This is a genomic window from Levilactobacillus fuyuanensis (assembly GCF_003946395.1).
GTDB classification, from domain to species: domain Bacteria; phylum Bacillota; class Bacilli; order Lactobacillales; family Lactobacillaceae; genus Levilactobacillus; species Levilactobacillus fuyuanensis.
This window is the reverse complement of the sequence record NZ_RHNZ01000005.1, coordinates 78860-97458: the sequence shown is the minus strand read 5'-3', so window position 1 is coordinate 97458 and position 18599 is coordinate 78860. Positions and strand designations below refer to the sequence as shown.

General features: G+C 50.4%; 14 protein-coding genes. 6 read left to right on the top strand and 8 right to left on the bottom strand.

The genetic code is table 11. From position 1 onward, the window contains the following. Window positions 1-124 precede the first annotated feature (124 nt). Window positions 125-769, bottom strand: a complete 645-nt coding sequence (locus tag EKM73_RS03440; protein WP_125700592.1) for an LVIS_2131 family protein — start codon at window positions 767-769, stop codon at window positions 125-127. 238 nt (window positions 770-1007) lie between these two features. Between EKM73_RS03440 and EKM73_RS03435 the strand changes: the two genes are divergently transcribed. Both EKM73_RS03435 and EKM73_RS03430 read left to right on the top strand, forming a co-directional pair. Next, window positions 1008-1964: a linear amide C-N hydrolase gene (locus tag EKM73_RS03435; protein WP_125700591.1), complete on the top strand. Its 957-nt coding sequence runs from the start codon at window positions 1008-1010 to the stop codon at window positions 1962-1964. Window positions 1965-2122: 158 nt separating this feature from the next. Then, entirely contained in the window at window positions 2123-2599 is a 477-nt protein-coding gene (locus tag EKM73_RS03430; RefSeq protein WP_125700590.1) for a C40 family peptidase, read from the top strand. Between the two features lie 158 nt (window positions 2600-2757). On the opposite strand, the gene EKM73_RS03425 is transcribed toward EKM73_RS03430, so the two are convergent. From EKM73_RS03425 to EKM73_RS03415, 3 genes are all read right to left on the bottom strand, one after another. After that, window positions 2758-3114: a helix-turn-helix domain-containing protein gene (locus EKM73_RS03425; protein WP_125700589.1), complete on the bottom strand. Its 357-nt coding sequence runs from the start codon at window positions 3112-3114 to the stop codon at window positions 2758-2760. Window positions 3115-3658: 544 nt separating this feature from the next. Continuing rightward, window positions 3659-5269: an oligosaccharide flippase family protein gene (locus EKM73_RS03420; RefSeq protein WP_125700588.1), complete on the bottom strand. Its 1611-nt coding sequence runs from the start codon at window positions 5267-5269 to the stop codon at window positions 3659-3661. Window positions 5270-5467: 198 nt separating this feature from the next. Continuing rightward, complete coding sequence (locus EKM73_RS03415) at window positions 5468-7441, bottom strand: S9 family peptidase (RefSeq protein WP_125700587.1); 1974 nt, start codon at window positions 7439-7441, stop codon at window positions 5468-5470. A gap of 173 nt (window positions 7442-7614) precedes the next feature. Here EKM73_RS03415 and EKM73_RS03410 point away from each other — a divergent pair, with 173 nt between their 5' ends. Both EKM73_RS03410 and EKM73_RS03405 read left to right on the top strand, forming a co-directional pair. Then, window positions 7615-8547: a ketopantoate reductase family protein gene (locus EKM73_RS03410; RefSeq protein ID WP_125700586.1), complete on the top strand. Its 933-nt coding sequence runs from the start codon at window positions 7615-7617 to the stop codon at window positions 8545-8547. 181 nt (window positions 8548-8728) lie between these two features. After that, entirely contained in the window at window positions 8729-9016 is a 288-nt protein-coding gene (locus EKM73_RS03405) for a hypothetical protein (RefSeq protein ID WP_125700585.1), read from the top strand. A 243-nt stretch (window positions 9017-9259) separates the two neighbouring features. On the opposite strand, the gene spx is transcribed toward EKM73_RS03405, so the two are convergent. After that, a complete protein-coding gene (gene spx / locus EKM73_RS03400; RefSeq protein WP_125700584.1) occupies window positions 9260-9658 on the bottom strand; it encodes a transcriptional regulator Spx in 399 nt (132 codons plus the stop codon). A 544-nt stretch (window positions 9659-10202) separates the two neighbouring features. Here spx and EKM73_RS03395 point away from each other — a divergent pair. Together EKM73_RS03395 and EKM73_RS03390 are read left to right on the top strand one after the other, a co-directional pair. Further along, window positions 10203-12158, top strand: a complete 1956-nt coding sequence (locus EKM73_RS03395; RefSeq protein WP_125700583.1) for a cation:proton antiporter — start codon at window positions 10203-10205, stop codon at window positions 12156-12158. Between the two features lie 871 nt (window positions 12159-13029). Beyond that, entirely contained in the window at window positions 13030-14604 is a 1575-nt protein-coding gene (locus tag EKM73_RS03390) for a bifunctional metallophosphatase/5'-nucleotidase (protein WP_125700582.1), read from the top strand. Between the two features lie 463 nt (window positions 14605-15067). On the opposite strand, the gene rny is transcribed toward EKM73_RS03390, so the two are convergent. The 3 genes from rny to EKM73_RS03375 all read right to left on the bottom strand — a co-directional run bounded on the left by rny (window position 15068) and on the right by EKM73_RS03375 (window position 18562). Further along, entirely contained in the window at window positions 15068-16672 is a 1605-nt protein-coding gene (gene rny / locus EKM73_RS03385) for a ribonuclease Y (protein WP_125700581.1), read from the bottom strand. Between the two features lie 98 nt (window positions 16673-16770). Beyond that, a complete protein-coding gene (locus EKM73_RS03380) occupies window positions 16771-17463 on the bottom strand; it encodes a YoaK family protein (protein ID WP_191988610.1) in 693 nt (230 codons plus the stop codon). 154 nt (window positions 17464-17617) lie between these two features. Next, on the bottom strand, window positions 17618-18562 hold the full coding sequence (locus tag EKM73_RS03375; RefSeq protein ID WP_125700579.1) for an alpha/beta hydrolase: 945 nt from the start codon (window positions 18560-18562) through the stop codon (window positions 17618-17620). Window positions 18563-18599 lie beyond the last annotated feature (37 nt).

Below are 18599 nucleotides of genomic sequence, written 5' to 3'. Positions count from 1 at the left end.
ACTTGCTGAGCGAGTCGGTTCCAATTTTTTAATTACAGTCCATTCATGAAGGCAGCGCAGACTAAAAGAACTATCAAAAAAAAGGCCCCAAGCACTCGCTCAGGCCCTCTCATAAATTGTTCAACTAATTGGTGTAACCCGAATCCTTCAACATAAAGGAATGATCCGGAATCCGAATCAACGTGAAGCGGTTCGCCAGCCGACCCGCGTGTAGGCCAAGTCCGTTAACGAATGACTTCTTATAAGTCGTTTCGATGACGCCGACCCACGCCTTTTGATGGCGCTGGTCATACTTGGCGACCTTCTTTTCATCCCATTTGTAAGCAGAAGCCGGCAAGTTAATCGGCTTCTTGCCATCCGAAACGGTGGCATCGGTGCTGCTGACCTGATACTTCTCGCCTTCGGTCAAGTACGTATAGCGTTGTACCGGCTTCTTACCGTCACTGTTGTCGACTTCAACGTAGTAGGCCGAACCGGACGACGCGCCCGTGTTGATGACCAATGGCTCGTAGCGGGTCGTTTGACTGACCCGATTACTCCCCAGCTGATTCACGTTTTGGAAGAAGGTCGTGTAACTCATGCCACCAAAGAACAGTAGCCACACCACCAACTCAATCGTTGAGAGCGTCAAGTTCTGCCACGAGAAGCTGCGGTGTTCTTTCACGATCAACCGAATGCGCCGAACCCGCATGTCGTGGACCATCCACACGAGTGTCACGAGGACGACCAACCATAGGCCCATCCCCACTAAGTTCCATGCTGATTTCATAGTTCCCAATTCCCTTCCAAGAAACAAACCTCTTACGGGTATTTCTGTTCTCTATTAGCTTACGAGATTCACGGTGGGAATACAAGCGCTACTTCTTGAAAATTATGGCATCACCGCCCGAAAACACTGTCATCCGCTCGTAGGGTGTTATAGGCATTTTCATCACGCCCGGGTTTGACTCTCCTCAGGCCTAAGCTATACTAAAATTAATTCTTTTATATCCGAGGAGGACTCTCTCGTGTGTACCAGTCTAACCTATACATCAGCCGCTGAACATCACTTTTTCGCCCGCACCATGGACTTTCCCACGACCACGCCCTGGCGACCAGTCTTCTTGCCCCGCAACTATCACTGGCAAACCGCGCTTCATACGCCACGAACGACCCGCTATGCCTTTCTCGGCGGTGGTCGACCAGCCGCAGACTTCTCGACCTATCTCATGGCAGACGGCATCAACGAGGGCGGTATCACCTGTGCCGAGCTCTACCTGCCTGGCGTCGTCAACTACGCCAGTGATCCCGTTGCCGGGCGCATTAACCTCACGCCACAGGATTTCATCAACTGGGTGTTAGGCGAACACGCAACGTTAGCCGAAGTCGTGGCCGACCTTCCTCAGGTCACATTGGTGGCACGCCGCTGGGGGAACGACCCCTACGTCTACCCCTTCCACTGGATTCTCAGTGATCGTAGCGGCCAAACATTGGTGATTGAACCCACCGGCGGTCCCCTGAAGGCCCAACTGAATCCGGTCGGGGTTCTCACAAACACGCCTATTCTAGCCACACATTTGCAGAATTTAAATGATTTTCTGAAAGTCCCAGGCACAGAGTTCACCGGCCAAACGGTCACGGCCGCACGTGAATATCTTCAGAGTGGCGCACCACTCCCCACTGGAACCATTCCCACAACGCGCTTTATTCACATGGCACTGCGGCGCTGGGGTACCCTGCCAATGACCACAACGGCCGCTAGTTTGCATCAGATTTTCCACTGGTTAGCCGAAGTTAGCCTGCCTTATGACCCGGTTCGACGTGACAAATTGAACCATAATTACACCCATTACCGGGCAATCATCGATATTTCCACCGCAACTTACAATTTTATTTCACGAAAATCTGGGCGTTTGCAACAAATAACATTAACGCCAGAAATGGCGGCCTACCGGCATTATCCACATGCCTACTCCCCTGAATAATTCGGAATGTTGCAAACCTTAATCTCACCTTTAATCCGATTGATATTCGTTTGAGACATTTCTGTAACAACTCCCTGATAGTATTAAGCATGTTGAATCGAACGAAAGAACATTTAATACTAAAAATTAATTGAAATTAAAGGAGTTTGTTTACATTTATGAAGAAGACGTTGACTAAAATTGTATTATCATTAATCGCTATGGTGGCTTTCACGGTTGCCGGCATCGCCGTTAACCAACCTGTTAGTGCATCCGCTGCTAGCACCGTTTCTTACAGCAAGTTACATAAGGTCGCAAAGGCCCAATTAGGTAAGCCTTACGGTTGGGGTTCTACTGGTCCTTCCCGTTTTGATTGCTCTGGCTTTACCGGTTACGTTTACAAGAAGGGTGCTTCCAAGAAGATCCCTCGTACCGCCCAAGCACAATACAACAAGTACAAGCACGTTAGCTACAAGAACATTAAGAAGGGTGACTTGGTCTTCTTCGGTGGTTCTAAGCACTCTATCTCCCACGTTGGTATGTACGTTGGTGGTGGCCGGATGATCGATTCCCAAAACCGTGGGGTCGTTACTGAAGCCGTTCACGCACCTTGGTGGCACGCCGTTGGTTACGCACGGGTCGCAAACGTTAAGTAATAATCTCGTCTAACCTTCATAAATGAAATAAGTTCTAACCCTCGCCGTTACGTCGCAGCGAGGGTTTTTGTTTTACCTGAAAATAGCTAAAAGCGGTCGCCCCACAATTGAGATGGGGCGACCGCTTTTCAATTCATCCATATTAATCTAGCTGACAGCTAATGTTGAAACATTCCAACAACCCAGCTGAGCGTAGCCAGTAGCGGAAAAACCATCCACCAATTTTTCGAAAGAAATTCCCAACCATTCATCGGTCGTTGTCCCTCTGGCAAAGTTTTGACTGCCTTGTAAGGCTGTGCCTTGGCCTCTACGACTTGACCCCCGATTAGCTCATTCAGATCCACTTGTAAGAGATTGGCGAGCTTCACAACCGTATCCAAATCCGGTGACGTTTCACCCTGCTCCCACTTTGAGATCGACTGCCGAGACACAAATAGCTCGTGAGCGAGTTGCTCTTGTGATAAATTCTGCTGACGCCGCAATTTTACCAATTGCTGACTAAACACATTCTCCATGCTCTCATCCCCTTTGATTTAATTTATCATACTCGATACACCTCGGGCTTCCTAGCGAACAAAGTCGAACATCACGCACTTTGCCCGGGCTAGTTGCGCCCGTCATGGTTGCATAATAGGTTGCGAACGCCCAGGCGTCAAGCGTTAGCCCTGTATAGCTAATCATTCTGAAGACTTATTTCCAAAATAAAAAGTCCAGGCAATTTGCCTAGACCCATTCCTAAAACGCAACCTAAATAAGCGCCATTTTTCTAACGTTGCTTGTGTTTTCTATCAAAATAGCAAATTCCAACAATGCCTAAAATAGTGTATATGACGACAATCCACTTAGGTACCGAAAATGCCATGAAAATAACAAATCCGCCAAAAAAACAAAGATAAAACAGATTTTCAAATCGCATCCGATCCCCCATTTTTCCTCTCCAGAACTTTCCGATAATTCCTTGGGTTAGCTCCTTTTGCCTCCTATAGCTGATTATCCCCTAATACCTATCAATTCTAACAAAAACAAAAAGTCCAGGCAATTGGCCTAGACTTCAATACCTTAACGCCGAATTTCTAATTTAAGTGGTCGCTTGAAGACCAGCTGGGCCACACCCAGTCGATTAGCCAGCCAGACGTACAGACCGACCGCAATCAACCCGAGAACAGCTGCATAGCCCATCGTGAGCAGCTTCCCCGTAAAGAAGATTCCGCCAAAGAGCCACTGACAGCCATCCACCAGAATCGTTGCGAGTACCGCAAAGACCAGATTCAGCCGGACAATCGGCTTGATATCGCCAAGGGTTACCGCATAACTCCGCCGAATCAGACGCCAGCTAACGATGGTGATCCAACCAAAGGCAATCCCTGTGGTCAGCAGTGCCCCGTAACCTTGGAACAGGTAGACCAGTGGCAACTGCAGGACCAGCTTGATACCCAGTCCGGTCAGCAGGTATGTTGTGGCCTTCTTACTCATCCGTAACGCCTGGAGCACTGTCAATAAGTCCAGCGCCAGTGCCAGAACCAAGCTTTGCCAGACGTTGGCCACCAGATAGGTTGCCCCGGCACCGTCAAAGTTGAAGAAGATTCCGTAGATGGGATAGGCAAAAGTGCTCACCAACACCACCAGCGGCAAGAGGACAAACGTCAGTAGCTGAACGTTGTTAGTCAACAGCGCCCCAATCTCTTGGCGATTCTTCTTGATGTCGGCTAACTTCCCCGCCAACAACGGTAGCGACGTCTCTGCCACCGCCATCGCCAACGACACGATCACCGTGGTAATCTTGTTGGGATTGGCCGAGAAGATCGTAAAGACATATTGTGTGGCCGCCGCCGACTGGTGCAGGAGGCCCTGCATGATCTGCTTGAAGAAAAGCTGATCAATCAGCTGACTCAGGGTAATCCCCGAGCCCACAATAACAAACGGAATCGACTCATAACCAATCATCCGCAGGAGCTTGCCCGCGGCATGCTGCTTGCCAGTCTGGCTCGCGGCCGTCATTTGACGGTAAACGCCGCGCTGACGCCACAAGTGCCCTAATAAGTAGAGGTAACTGGCCACGGCACCCACAAAGGCCGCCGCGACGCTCAGAAAGACTGCCTGTACATAGCCCTGGTGGCTGACTTCAATCAACCAGTAGGTCCCGCCGAGAATCACAATGATCCGGATAAACTGTTCCCAAAGTTGCGAAATTCCAAAGGGCTTGAGGTCCCCGTTCCCTTGAAACCAGCCGCGGAGAATACTCATCGACGGGAGAATCACGATAGCTGGAACCAAGCAACGAATAGCAATCGTCGCGTTGGCCACCGATCTAACGGGACTGTTGGCGGCTAGGATTGGTGCGAGGCCGTATAACAACGCCCCGCAGATCACACCGGACACCAGCATGAAACCAAAGCCCGCAAACGCAATGTGTTTAGAGTTAATGAAGCTATCTTCCCCATTAAAGAAAGCTACCCGCCGAGCAATCGCGGACGGAAAACCCGCCGTCCCCAGCGCAATGAACAGCGCGTAAGGTGTGTAGGCCGTATTGAACAGCGCCTGCGCCACGGTCTGATGCTGGGGCGAGCCAATCATCGCCAACCAGGGAATCAAGTAGACGACGCCTAAGATTCGTGAAAAAATGCTCCCAAACGAGAGCCAAAATGATCCTGAAATAATTTTTTTATCCATTAAATTTGCACACACCAATTTAGTCTAGTGCTAAAAGCACCACTCGCAAGGATACTCCTCTGTTTGGCCGCTGTATATGGTCAATGCGGCAACACCGGGGAATATCACCCACGCCAAAAAGGCCGACGCCCTTTACAGACCCGACCTCCTCAACTAAGGTTAAATTTTCTTTACATCATCTTAAAGTGGCATTTCAAACTAGCCCCGGTTCACTGAAGGATGGGCCGTGAACCATGCCGTCATGTCATCGATCCGCTGAATGCGTAGACTAGGTAACCCGTTCCGCGAGATACCGTGGAAACTCTGCGGGTAGCGAATGAAGTCCGCATCGACCCCGTTACGTTTGACGGCGGTAAAGAATTCCTCCGATTGACTGATTGGGCAACGCATGTCCCACTCCCCGTGGAGCAGGCGAATTGGGGTCGTCACGTTCTGGGCATAGGCCAATGGTGACTGCTTCCAGTAGGATTCAACCCCACCGTCCGCGAACAAGTCGATTGCCAATTCTTCCGGATTGAAGTAAAACCCAATATCACTGATACCAAAGAGACTGATCCAGTTCGTCACCGACCGCTGTGAGACAGCCGCCGCAAACCGCTTCGTGTGGCCAACCGCCCACGTCGTCATAAAGCCCCCATACGATCCACCGGCAATGTACTGGCGATCCGCGTCCAGCTGGGGGAACTTGGCTAACGCCGCGTCCAGCCCAGTCATGACGTCATCGTAGTCATCCTCGCCGTAGTGGCCATTCACGTTGCTTTCAAAGGCTTGGCCATAACTGGTCGAGCCCCGTGGATTGAAGAAGACTACCCCATAGCCACGACTCGCGTGGACTTGGAATTCATAGAAGAAGGCCTCACCATAGTTGGCATGCGGTCCCCCGTGAACGTAGAGCAAGACCGGTTGCTTCGGCGCGTTGGTTTGCGCTGGCAAGTACCACCCCTCCAGCGTCTGGCCGTCCGCAGACGTGTAATCGAAACGTTGGGGATGGGCGAACTCGTGGGTGCCCTCATAGGCCGCGTTGGGATTATAGCTGACGGCTTCAGTCCCATCGGCCACCGTAAACGTCCGGAGCTGACTCGGTTCATCTTGATAGGAAACACTCAGTGCCAACGTCTCGGCATCAATCACGTCAAGGTCCACGATTTGGCGAGCCGTATCGTCAATCAGGGTAATCCCTCGGGCATCACCTACGTAGAGTTGGCTGTGTCCGTGAAAGGCCGTGACGAAGACAACGCGATCGGCATCCAACCAACGCACGAGCTTACTCCCAGCCTGCTGAACAAAGTCCCCCGCAAATTCGGGATTCGGATCGGCATCCAGGTCATCGGTCAGACTAGTCAGGTCACCACCAGTGGCAGAGACGAGGTAGACGTTGGCCACGGTATGCCGGCCAGCCGCACCGTTGTCCCCGACCAACGCCACCTGTTGGCCATCGGGCGACAGCGTGGCATCCGCAAAGTGGCCGTGAATCAGGCTCGCCGTCAGGTCTACTGTCTGACCCGTTTGCGTATCCAGACAATACGCGCCGTGGGCAAAGTTACGGTCGTCATCGGGTTGATCATCTTGAAGAATGGTGACGTAGCGCCCGTCCTGACTGACCGAGGTCAAGCTGAAGTCGGCACCTTGTTGGGTGATTTCTTCCACCACACCGGTTGCCGGCAAATAGCGTCGCAAACGATAGGTCACGTCCTGTGGTAACCAGCCGTAACCATCGGCTTTATTCACTAGCCGAGTAACGTGACGGGTCTTAGGAAACTTTTCTTGGTTCGGTAACTTGGGGAGCTCAGCGGTCTCAGTCGTCTTGAAATAAACGCTTTGGCCGTCCGCAGCCGCAATCACCGTATTCACGGCCTCACCTGGCGTCGTCGTGGTTACCAACGTCGGTTCACCACCACTCACGGGCACCGTAAACAGTTGCGGCTTTGCTGTGCCAACCTTGGCCGCATAGAACAACTGCTTGCCGGCAACGGTAGGTTGTAAATTCAGTTGACCGTTGACCGCCATGTCTTGCGTGTGACCAGCTTGGTCAACACGCTTAACGCGGGCCAAATACTGATTATTTGCCTCATCAATACTGTTTTCGACGAAGAAAATCTGATGATCCGCCGCTGATGCTTGAGACACCGATTTTAATCGATAAAGATCTTGTGCACTGACCCCTTGGGACATACCGCATCGCTCCTAGCTATTTATAAATTTTCTCATTATTTTCTCATCAAATAATTGGTTTAATGTTAATCCAGCACTTGGGCGATGTCAATTGCCAATCCAGAGATTGACCCGCCGCTCCCACCGAAACCTGCTACACTGGAAGTAACGCAAACAGAAGGAGTGAGCTTGAAATGAAAATTGCAATTGCCGGCGCGGGTGCCATGGGTAGCCGTTTTGGCGTAAAACTTCAATCAGCTGGTAACCAGGTCACCTTGATCGATAACTGGGCCGAGCACGTTACGACCATTCAGCAACAAGGTCTGACCGTTACGACCGATGATGGCACCAACCACGTTTACCACATGACGGCTAAGCGGCCTGAAGATGTCACCGAACAGTTTGACCTCGTCATCCTCTTTACCAAAGCTATGCAGATGGATCAGATGCTCCAACAACTCAGCGGTGTGCTGGGCAATCAGCCCGCCGTGTTGACGCTGGCCAACGGGATTGGGAACGTCGAGACCATTGAACGCCACGTGCCAAAGGATCACGTCGTCGCGGGAACCACGGTTTGGTCTTCTAGCCTTACCGGACCCGGCCACATTACGGTCACGGGAACCGGGAGTATTTCCCTGCAGGCCATCGTGCCCGAAAAGTTCCCAGACTTACCCGGACTGATTACCACCTTAAATGGTGCCAGTCTCAACGCCAGCCCAGCCGAAAATGTCCTAGCCGCCATCTGGAAAAAGGCCGGTCTAAATAGTGTCCTCAATACTTACTGCACCCTGTTCGATTGCAATATCGCCGAGTTTGGAAGTCTTCCTAATTGGCGGACACTGAACGATGCCGTCCTGGACGAGTTCGAAGCCGTTGCCACAGCATCTAAGATTCAATTCAGCGCGGCCGATGTAACGGCATTGATTGCCGCACAGTTCGATCCTAGCAAAAATGGTGGCCACTACCCGTCGATGCACCAAGATATGGCCAAGAAGCGGCCAACTGAAATCGACTTTCTTAATGGCTACGTTGCCAAACTCGGGGCTAAGCTCAACGTGCCTGCCCCAACCAACGCGCTGCTCGCTCAACTGATCCATAGTCAGGAAAGTCTAAAGGGCATCAAGTAACAGAAAAATTAGAGGGCCACGATCTGTGGTCTTACTACCATATGTAGAAAAGTCTCACACATTCGTACTATATCTAGTTGTAATTTTCTGAAATTCATCGTAACATAGACCTATACTCATTTTGACCGGTCGTTAGAAATTCTGATTAACGGGTTCGGCAAACCTAGGAGGGCTAGAGACGATGGACGTTTTAAGAAGATCACAGACCACGATGCATCCAGGTGGCCTAACCGTGGAAAATTTGGCTGGAGAGCACGTACCGTTTAATTCCCGTCAGATTCACGCGGCATTATCGGCGCTGACCAACGACCCAACCGTTGTCCACCGTGTGGAAAGCCTCATCGTGGCCCAACTAGCAGGCTTTGACGTCGTTGCTACGGGAACGATCGAAGCCACCGTAGTTGACACTCTGGAACAGCTCGGCTATACCAATATGGCCCGGAGCTACCGGAAGCAACAACACGCTTAGTTAGTTGCAGGTTAGCTACTGGCAACACTAATTCTTAAATTTACTGTATTCGAAAAGTACTGAGCAGATGGCCCAGTACTTTTTTATCCTTCGTGAAGAAACTATGCAAAACTGACAAACCGAAAAAAGCGACTACCCCTTCAACTCAAAAGTTGACTCGGCAATCGCTTTATTTATTCGTTTATATTTAGTGTTCTCCGCAAAAAACCGACCAGCACTCCCCCGAGAACTGATCGATCCGGTCTATGAGCTTAATTGTGATTCTAAGTGGTGTAATTCGGCCGTCCGCACTTCACGTGGTAAAAACCGGCGAATTTCCTCTTCGTTGTAACCCACTTCAAGTCGTTTGTCATCAAAGATGATAGGTCGCTTGATTAAATCTGGGTACTTAACAACTAAGTCAACAAGTTGGCTAACTGAGAGACTGTCTAAATCAACGTGTAATTCTTTAAATACATTGGACCGCGTTGAGATGATGTCCTCACTGCCATTTTCCGTTAAGCGCAGAATCTGCTTAACTTCGGCGGCATTTAGTGGCTTGGACTTGATATTCCGTTCGTTAAACGCAATGTCGTGTTCCTTCAGCCATGCTCGTGCCTTCCGACTGGATGCGCTACTTGGCGCAATATACAAATTGATCATATCTAAGCACTTCCTTATCGTTGGATTGAGTAACGATAGAAAAAACAACTGACTCGTTCTGGTTCCCCCCGAATATTTCACTGAACTATCTAGTAGAACCAATTTATATGTTACCACAATTGAATGAATAATCAACCCTTTTTGGAAACTTTCTAAATAACCGCCAACATTTTTTGGTGGGTTGGTTGTCCTTCCCAACTATTTTCTCAATCATCCATCCACTTGTGATAAGTCGCAAGAATCCTTGAAAACATTGCCGCTTAAGCTTCCACAAAGTTAGGGTAGTTATTCAACTATCTCGTGATAGGGCCACAATTAATTGTCAGAAACGGTCCAGGCGTCTCTTTTGAGTTGAAATGTATTAATATTCATTTGATTCGTTTAAATATTCATTTATTTTTTGACTCGGTTCGTAAAAACGCTTACTCAAACTAACCAAAATGGTTAGTCCTTTTCTTTGACAAGGGATTTCTCCCCACTTTTTATCCCTAGAAGCGTAAAATGAAGGCATCATAAATTTCGTTTTTGTCGGGAGGAACCCGCTTTGCTAGCCTTTTACGCTGTTGTTTTACTGATTGTCGCGACCATCGTCGCCAATACAGTCTATCCCTATTTTCCTGTGATTCCGAAAGCTTTCTATCAGATTTTTGCCGGAGCCATCCTTTCACTGGTGCCGATGTACCACCACTTCGTTCTCGAACCCGAGATGTTCATGCTCATCATCATTGCGCCCCTCATGTTCTATGACGGAAAAAACGCCAATGCCGGTGAGCTCCGCAAAAATATGGGATCAATCATCTCAATGGCCATTATTCTAGCTGTCTTAACAGTGGTCGGTATGGGTTATCTAAGTCATGCTGTTATCGCCGGGATTCCTTTAGCCTTAGCTTTTGCGCTCGCAGCGATCGTCACCCCAACCGATGCCGTTGCCGTCTCTTCCATTACCAGTAACATGGCCGTGCCGGAGCGCGTCATGGGCATGCTGGAACGTGAATCGCTCTTCAACGATGCTTCTGGATTGGTTGCCTTCAATCTGGCACTCGTTGCTTTCACGACTGGTCAATTCTCCTTGGATGCCGGCATCAAGCACTTCTTTGTAGTCTTTCTTGGTGGTCTATTAATTGGACTCGTTTTAGGAATTGCCTCCGTTATCATCCGGGTCTTTCTAGTCCAGAGCGGGAAAGACTCCTCAAGCGTGATTATCCCTTATGATTTAATTATGCCATTTCTAATCTATTTGGCTGCAGAACACCTTGAATTATCCGGGATCTTGGCTGTCGTTGCCGCGGGCCTGATCTACAGTGCCTCCAGCAATCAACTGCGCCTATCCAGTACGCAATTACAGCTCGTCTCACGCTCCACCTGGGATTTCTTTACCAGTATTTTAAATGGATTCGTCTTTGTCCTGTTGGGTGTCTCTCTGCCAACCGTATGGGTAAATATTCAACGTGATGGCACCAAGTCATTGCCTAGCTTTCTTCTGCTGGCCGTCATCCTTTACTTGGTCATGTTAGCCTTGCGTTACCTCTGGATTCGTTTCGACTGGGCACTGATTCGCTCTGATAAAAAAGACAGATCGCGGAACGCCTTGATTGGCGCCCTCTCCGGTGTCCACGGAACCATTACACTGGCCATGGCCTTTTCACTCCCGTTAACACTCCATGGCGCAGCCTTTCCCTTCAGAAATACCCTAATCTTCGTGGCCGCCATTGTCATCATCTTGAGTCTACTGGTTCCAACCATTATCTTACCGTTTATCCTTCCTAAGAAAACGACTGCTGTAGACCCCGATACTCTCGTCCAAGAACGTAAAGCGTTAGTGGCTTACGCTGCGGAACGCCTCGCGCAAGAAAATCCGAATGACACTGCAGTTGCGCAATCCGTGATTGAAACCTTGAGTAGTCAAGCTACTGACATCCGACCAGACCGTAAAAAAGTCCGGATTCTCCTCAATCGAGCGGCTCAGGTAGAGGTTCAGACCGTCCAAAAAATGGCTGATAATCATGTCATTTCTAACGGCTTTGCCAACCGCTACGTACGAATTCTGGTGATGAAGTCACAGATGAGCAGTCATAATCCTTTCGTCAACCTGTCGTTATGGTTCCGGTTCATTGGCCACCGGATAACATTCATGTTCAGTCACGATTGGCGCCGCGTTAAGCATGTTGCCAGACAACAACAACGTGAAAACTATTTAAAAATTGAAGCTGACATTTACACAAGCGTCATTAACTTTTTAACTGAAATTTCCACGGTGGACAACCAGACTGAGGTAAATTCCGTCCGCAATTACTACAATGCCCGTCACAGCCGCTTCATGGCCAACAAATCAACCGACCAACAGAATGACTTATTTATCCAGGCTTTCCAATACGAATACACTTACATTCAGCAGCGACGAACGACCGGCGCAATTCCCTCAGAACTGGCGGATGAACTCTACCAGCAAGTTTCAATGGACCAGATGCTCTACACCCAAGAAATTGCTGGCACCGATTAGATTATTTTCCCGCCGTCATATTTTCTTCACAATTACCTGTTATAGTTGACCTCATAACTTACGAATTTACGAACGAATAAGTTAATAATTTTACTCCTCCAAAGTAAAAATTACGGTCGATCCGCTATGGTATCGACCAACTCCAAACGTAATAAACGTTTTTTCTTCAAGCAGCGATGCGGACAATTTGGTCCGGTCGCTGTTTTTTTGTTAAAGAGAGTGAAGCAAGGCGATTAGGTTCTGAGCATTAGGGAGCTAAGATCTTCTGTTCGGCCTCGCCGGACAGGAGGGCTTAGCTTTCTAAGCGGAAGAACCTGCCTTGCGTAACTCGTTTCCGAAGCTGCATATTTTCCAAGTATCATGGCGAGAGAAAATCTAACGAACTAAACCAAAATAATCAGCAACGGCCTCGTCGGACAGGAGTTCCTTATTTTGCTAAGCGGAGGAGTCTGGCTTGCGGAACTCGTTTCGACCAGAGAGTGAAGGCGGGCGGTAGGTCCTGAGCATTAACGTAGATAAGTGCCAGCTTGGCGGAGCCGAGCCGGTGCTTATCTGGGTTAAGCGCAGGGACCTGCCCGACTGAACGCGTTTCAGAGGCCGCATATTTCCCAAATATCCTGGCGAGAGAAAATTTAGCGACCCAAACCAAAATACCCCATCTCCAAAATTTTCCAACAAAAAACATCCCCAAAAGAAACCGGTTCCCACGCCCTTTCCTCGTCCAATTGTGAGAAAACTCCTCATAATTTAAGAGAATTTGCCATCGTAAATTTACACTCGGTACAAACTAGCTTATAATTTCTTTAACACGTTATAGATTCGGCGGCTGTTCGCTAGTGATCTGTTAGACGTTATTGGAGGGTGAGATCTAATGAAGCTGACAATTTTATCGACAAGCGATACCCACGGGTACGTCTTCCCCACGAACTACGTGAAGAAGGGCACCCAACTGGGCTTCGGACTGGCCCGTGCGGCCACGGTCATTGCTCAAGAGCAAGCCGCTGCCAAGGAACAGGGTCCGGTCGTCACCATTGAGAATGGGGATTTCCTTGAGGGGTCACCCCTCGCCTATTACGTGGCGCGGGTAAATCCCGACCGCGATCCTCAACCCTTAATGAACATTTATAACCAAATCGACTATGACTGTGGGATTCTCGGTAATCACGAGTTTAACTACGGCCAAAAATATTTACAAGCTGCGATTCGTGATGCTAAGCGAACTATTTTATGTGCCAACATTTTAGACAATAATGGGGATCCCGAATACGGCCAACCTTACCGTATTATCGAAAAGGAAGGCATCAAGATCGGCGTGCTGGGGCTCACCACCCAAGCCGTCTACAAGTGGGAAAAGGCCACCAATATCAGCGGTCTACAGTTTGAATCGGCCTACATCGCCGCTAAGAAATACGTGCCCATCATTCGCGAGCAAGCTGACATCGTCGTTGTATGCTATCACGGTGGCTTTGAACGCGATCTGACTACCGGTAAGCCTAACGACATTCACGTCGGCGAAAACGAAGCCTACCACATCTTAGAGGCCATTCCCGGCATCGATGCCCTGGTCACCGGTCACCAACACCGGCAACTGGCAACGGACGTCTTTGACATCCCCACCACGCAACCCGGTTTCCGGGGCCAAGCTATCGGTAAAATCACGCTGGACCTCGACCGTGACGCCAATGGCAAGGTCATCGTCGTCAATCACGACTCTGAACTGGTCTCAGCAGCCGAAGCACCACTGGACGAAAAGGTTCTGAAAGCCGCTAATGGATTGAACGATGAGGTCGGCCACTGGCTAGATCAACCGCTAGGCCATATCAAGGGCGACATGACCTTCACCGACCCCTTTGCAGCCCGCATCGACGAGACACCCTACATCGAATTTATTCAAAAAGTTCAAATGGCCACGATGGGCGCAGACATTTCCGCAACGGCGTTATTTAACGATGAAGCCCGTGGATTTGAAAACCCCATCACCATGCGAAATATTATGACTAACTACGTCTACCCGAATGGTCTGTCTCTCCTGAACATTACCGGTGCGGATTTGAAAGGCGCGCTAGAAGTGACTGCCCGTTACTTTAGTTCGCAAGACGGTAAGATTATCGTTAACCCGGCGTTCATCCACCCCAAGCGCCGCCAATACAATTACGATATGTACGAAGGCGTCGACTACCGAATCAACGTGGCCAAACCGATGGGTCAACGGATTGAAAATCTCACCTACCACGGCCAACCAATCGAAGACGACCAACGGCTCCGCATTGCACTGAACCAGTATCGTGCGGTCGGTGGCGGTCATTATCCGATGTACAGCGCCGACAAGATTCGCGCTGAAAGCCAGGGTGCCATGAGTGAAATCATTGCGGATTACCTGCAAGAACACCCGACAATTGACGCCACTGCAAATAAGAATTTTACTGTCGTTTACGATCCTGAATAATTTTTGCGTTGCTTAAAGAGCAGTTATCACTGTTATCTCCTTACCTGAGATGCTAGTGATAACTGCTTTTTTGTTAAACTGGTGTTGCCAATGCCTTCGGGATGGTGAAAATGGGCCGTGACACTGAGGGCGGACGCCTAAAGCCAAAGGACGGTCTTTAGGCTTGCGGGTGAACCTCTGAGAACCGAGTTTCACCCGCACCAATTACCTAAGCGGCGTAACTCACCGCTAAGATAATTCCCACAGTTGAGCCCATTTTCACCATCCCTACGGCTTTACATCAACTTAACCCGCCAGTACTATCACGCCTCACTTCTTGTCCGCATACTTCTTCCACCATCATCTAACTCTAACAAATTTAAAATCATTTCACATCGGCCAATAGACATAATAAACGCGCATCAAAAAAAGGTAACCAACCCGTATCACTACCGGTTGACTACCTTCAGGTCATCCGCAACGCCTAAGCATTAGCGGCTTTTTTCTTTTTGTGTTTCTTCTTTTTCTTTTCATCGCCAACGTATTCGACCGCCGTGGACGTTCGAATCGTGGTGACCTTGATCTTGCCGGGATACGTCAGCTTGGCTTCAACCTGCTTGGCCACTTCTTGGGTCAACTTGGCTGAAGCACTGTCGTCCAGCTCTTGTGGCTTGACGATGATCCGTAGTTCCCGACCAGCCTGAATGGCGTAGCTTTCTGAAACACCAGACTGCTCATTGGCAATCTGTTCCAGCGCGCGTAGTCGGTTGATGTAATCTTCAACTGACTCACTCCGGGCGCCAGGCCGCGCACCAGAAATGGCATCGGCCGCAGCAACTAGGTCAGACAGTGGTGACGTCTTCTCAACGTCGCCATGGTGGGCCGCAATCGCATTGATCACAACGTCCTCTTCACCATATTTCTGAGCGAATTCCGTTCCGATTTCCACGTGGGTGCCCTCAACTTCATGGTCGATGGCCTTCCCCAAGTCATGGAGTAAACCAGCACGACGCGCTAAGCGGGTGTTGTAGCCCAGGCGTGCGGCCATGGCCCCGGTCAACTGGGCGACTTCAATCGAGTGAAGCAACACGTTTTGACCATAACTGGTTCGGTACTTGAGACGGCCAATCAGCTTCATCAGGTCGGGATGCATCCAGCCCACGTGAAGCAGGCTCACGGTCTGCTCCCCGGTCTCCCACAAGCTGTGGTTGACGTCACGCTGGGCATTTTCGACCTGCGTTTCGATCTGTGTCGCGGAGATTCGCCGGCTGGCAACCAAGTTGGTCAGAGCCACCCGTGCGACCTCACGGCGAATTGGATCGTGTGTGCTAATAAATAACGTGGTGTTATCATCCGGCACGAAAATCAAATCAGTCCCGGTCAACGTCTCGAGCAGGCGAATGTGCTGGCCCTCGCGACCGATGATCTTACTGCGAATCTCACCATTAGGGACGGTGACGGTGTGTTCCAAATGTTCCTTCGGCAAATCTTGGGGACCACTTTCGGTGGCAGAAAGCACCACGTCCTTGGCCCAACGTTCGGCGCTCGCCACGGCGTTATCATTCAACGCCTTGATCTCAACGTCGCGGTCGCGCTTCAATTCCAACTCGGTGTTTTGAACCACCGTGTCTTGCGCGGCCTTCGCGTCCATCCCCGCCTGTTCAGCCAGCGTTTCCTCACGTTTTTCACGCAATTCTCCTGCCTGGTCGCGACGCAAATGAATCGCTTGTCGTTGATCCCGGTTAGCCTGGCTGCGCTCATCTAACATGGCCGTCTGGTCGTCTAAGCGGACGGCCATCTGCCCCATGAGCTGTTCACGCTGCTGGCGCCGTTGTTCTCTTACCTGAATGTCACTCTGCTGTTCGGTCAATTCATCTTTTACGGATTGTTGATAGGCCAAGGTATCGCGCCGGCTCTTTTGGTTAAGCTGGTCTACCTTTGCTTTGGTCTGCTCGGTCGCCTGGGCAATAATCTCGCGGGCTTTTGCTTGCACCGCCATTAATTCTGCGCGGTGTTGTCGCCGTCTGATGAGGTAGCCGAGCACCAGCCCGATCAACAACAGACCGATAATTAGTCCTGTTATTAACAATATGCTGTGCTCCTTAGTTTTCAGTCCCGAAAGGCTCTCGGGTGGGTTGGTCACTTATCTCGTTAATTATACGCTATTTGCGGCCACAACCCAACCGTTCACGTGCGCGGTTTTTCCATCGCCATCGGCACAAACAGCCAGCACAGTAGGGCTAGCTTGAACCCACTGGCTACCCATAAAACATCGAGCGCTGCTAAATTTGCGAGACCAACGCCCAACCCACACCCCAACAGGAAGGTCAGCAGGACGAGAATGAACCGGAAAAATCGTTTGCGAGCAGCCCGATTCCCATCGATCAATGCTTGGTAGGCACTGGTTGCCATATTTTTTGTATTCCCGGTCATGATGCCATTATTAATGGCGATCCCACCAACCTGTCGAAAGGTGGTCAGCTCAAAGCCAGCCATGATTCCTAAGGAAAATAGCAGCCACTGCTCGGGCAGACTACGCTGCAATCCGGCCAATGCAGCGTAAGCCACCACATCAATCAGCATTAGCCACCGCATTTGCCGGCGATGATCATGCTCACTCACGTGTTCGCTCAGGCCCTGTGCCACGAAACACCCCAGAAAGTAGCCGACCCACACGAATCCGTTGACCCACGCGGCTTGCCAACCAGTCGTGACCAGCTTGACCACCCCCACGATCAGGTTCCCCGTCTGGGCGCTGACCAGGACCTCGCCGTGCTTGAGAAAGGTGTCGGCATCGATGGCCCCCATCAAAAGGGTCGCGCCCAGGCCCAGCACCGTGTCGGTCACCGGGCGAAATTGCCGCGTTGTCTCCATTTCCATGTGCGTCACCACCCTTTCCTGTTCGAAGTTGTCGCTTGCGGCTGCCAGAGATTCTGCCAGCTAGCATAGTCTTTACCCATGGAAACTAGCCGAATATCGCCGCCGCATACCCTTTAAAAATTACCAATCCTTATAATTCTTTCACTGAACCCAATTACTTAATATATTCCGCCAAAAATGCCTTAACCTTGCGTTCGTACACTGCTGGACTGTGAGACAGTGCTGCTGCGTGCTTGGCACCCGGTACAATCAGTAATTGCTTAGGTCCGTTGTCGGCCCGATAGACTTGGTAGACCATTCGCGTCGGCACGAAGGTATCCGCCCCGCCGTGAATGAATAGCATTGGTTTATGGTTTTTCTTAACCGCGGCGACGGCGTTGGCATCCTTGAAATGGAAGCCGGCCTTGACCCGCGCCACCGTACTGGTTAACGGCACCAGCGGCCAATAAGGAATGTTGTACATCTGCTTGGCCTGGTAGGTGATTTCTGACTGGGCATCGGTATACCCACAGTCTTCAATGTAGGCTTTCAGCTGACTCGGCGTCTTCAGGCCACTGGTCATCATGGTCGTGGCGCCCCCCATGGAGACCCCGAATAGAACGACCTGCGACTGCTTCCCCTGCTTGGCGATGACCTGATTGACCCATTTCAGATAATCTTTACTCTCATAGTAGCCATAACTGATGACTTTCCCCTGGCTCTGGCCCTGACCGCGCGTATCCGGAATCAGCGTGTTGTAGCCCAACTGATGGAACATGGCGACATAGCCCCCCATGGCTTCCTTGTTGGACCCAAAGCCGTGGACCAGCACGACTGTCTTCTTGGTGGCCTTGGCCGCTGGAATGTAGTCAGCGACTAATTTCAAATTGGCCCCGGCGGCCTTCTCCGTCCACCGTTGCTTCTTCACATCCTGATACCACTTTTTCTGGCTGTACATCGGGTCGCTCTTCTTCAGCGTTGTCCCACTTGCGACAAAGTCCTTCTTGCCGCTAGCCACCGTCATGTTGTAGAAGTACAGACTCGCACCCAGCAAGCCCCCCGCAATCAGCACGACGATGACGCCGAGACTGATCAGTCCCCATTTTTTTCGTTTACTCACAATTGTTGCCTCCCAATTCCCTGCGCCCGCCGCGATG

What these genes read in the sequence shown, in the direction of transcription:
- EKM73_RS03440 (WP_125700592.1), bottom strand. Translation starts at nt 769, where the DNA reads ATGAAATCAGCATGGAACTTAGTGGGGATGGGCCTATGGTTGGTCGTC.
- EKM73_RS03430 (WP_125700590.1), top strand. Translation starts at nt 2,123, where the DNA reads ATGAAGAAGACGTTGACTAAAATTGTATTATCATTAATCGCTATGGTG.
- EKM73_RS03425 (WP_125700589.1), bottom strand. Translation starts at nt 3,114, where the DNA reads ATGGAGAATGTGTTTAGTCAGCAATTGGTAAAATTGCGGCGTCAGCAG.
- EKM73_RS03420 (WP_125700588.1), bottom strand. Translation starts at nt 5,269, where the DNA reads ATGGATAAAAAAATTATTTCAGGATCATTTTGGCTCTCGTTTGGGAGC.
- EKM73_RS03415 (WP_125700587.1), bottom strand. Translation starts at nt 7,441, where the DNA reads ATGTCCCAAGGGGTCAGTGCACAAGATCTTTATCGATTAAAATCGGTG.
- EKM73_RS03410 (WP_125700586.1), top strand. Translation starts at nt 7,615, where the DNA reads ATGAAAATTGCAATTGCCGGCGCGGGTGCCATGGGTAGCCGTTTTGGC.
- EKM73_RS03405 (WP_125700585.1), top strand. Translation starts at nt 8,729, where the DNA reads ATGGACGTTTTAAGAAGATCACAGACCACGATGCATCCAGGTGGCCTA.
- spx (WP_125700584.1), bottom strand. Translation starts at nt 9,658, where the DNA reads ATGATCAATTTGTATATTGCGCCAAGTAGCGCATCCAGTCGGAAGGCA.
- EKM73_RS03390 (WP_125700582.1), top strand. Translation starts at nt 13,030, where the DNA reads ATGAAGCTGACAATTTTATCGACAAGCGATACCCACGGGTACGTCTTC.
- EKM73_RS03380 (WP_191988610.1), bottom strand. Translation starts at nt 17,463, where the DNA reads ATGGAAATGGAGACAACGCGGCAATTTCGCCCGGTGACCGACACGGTG.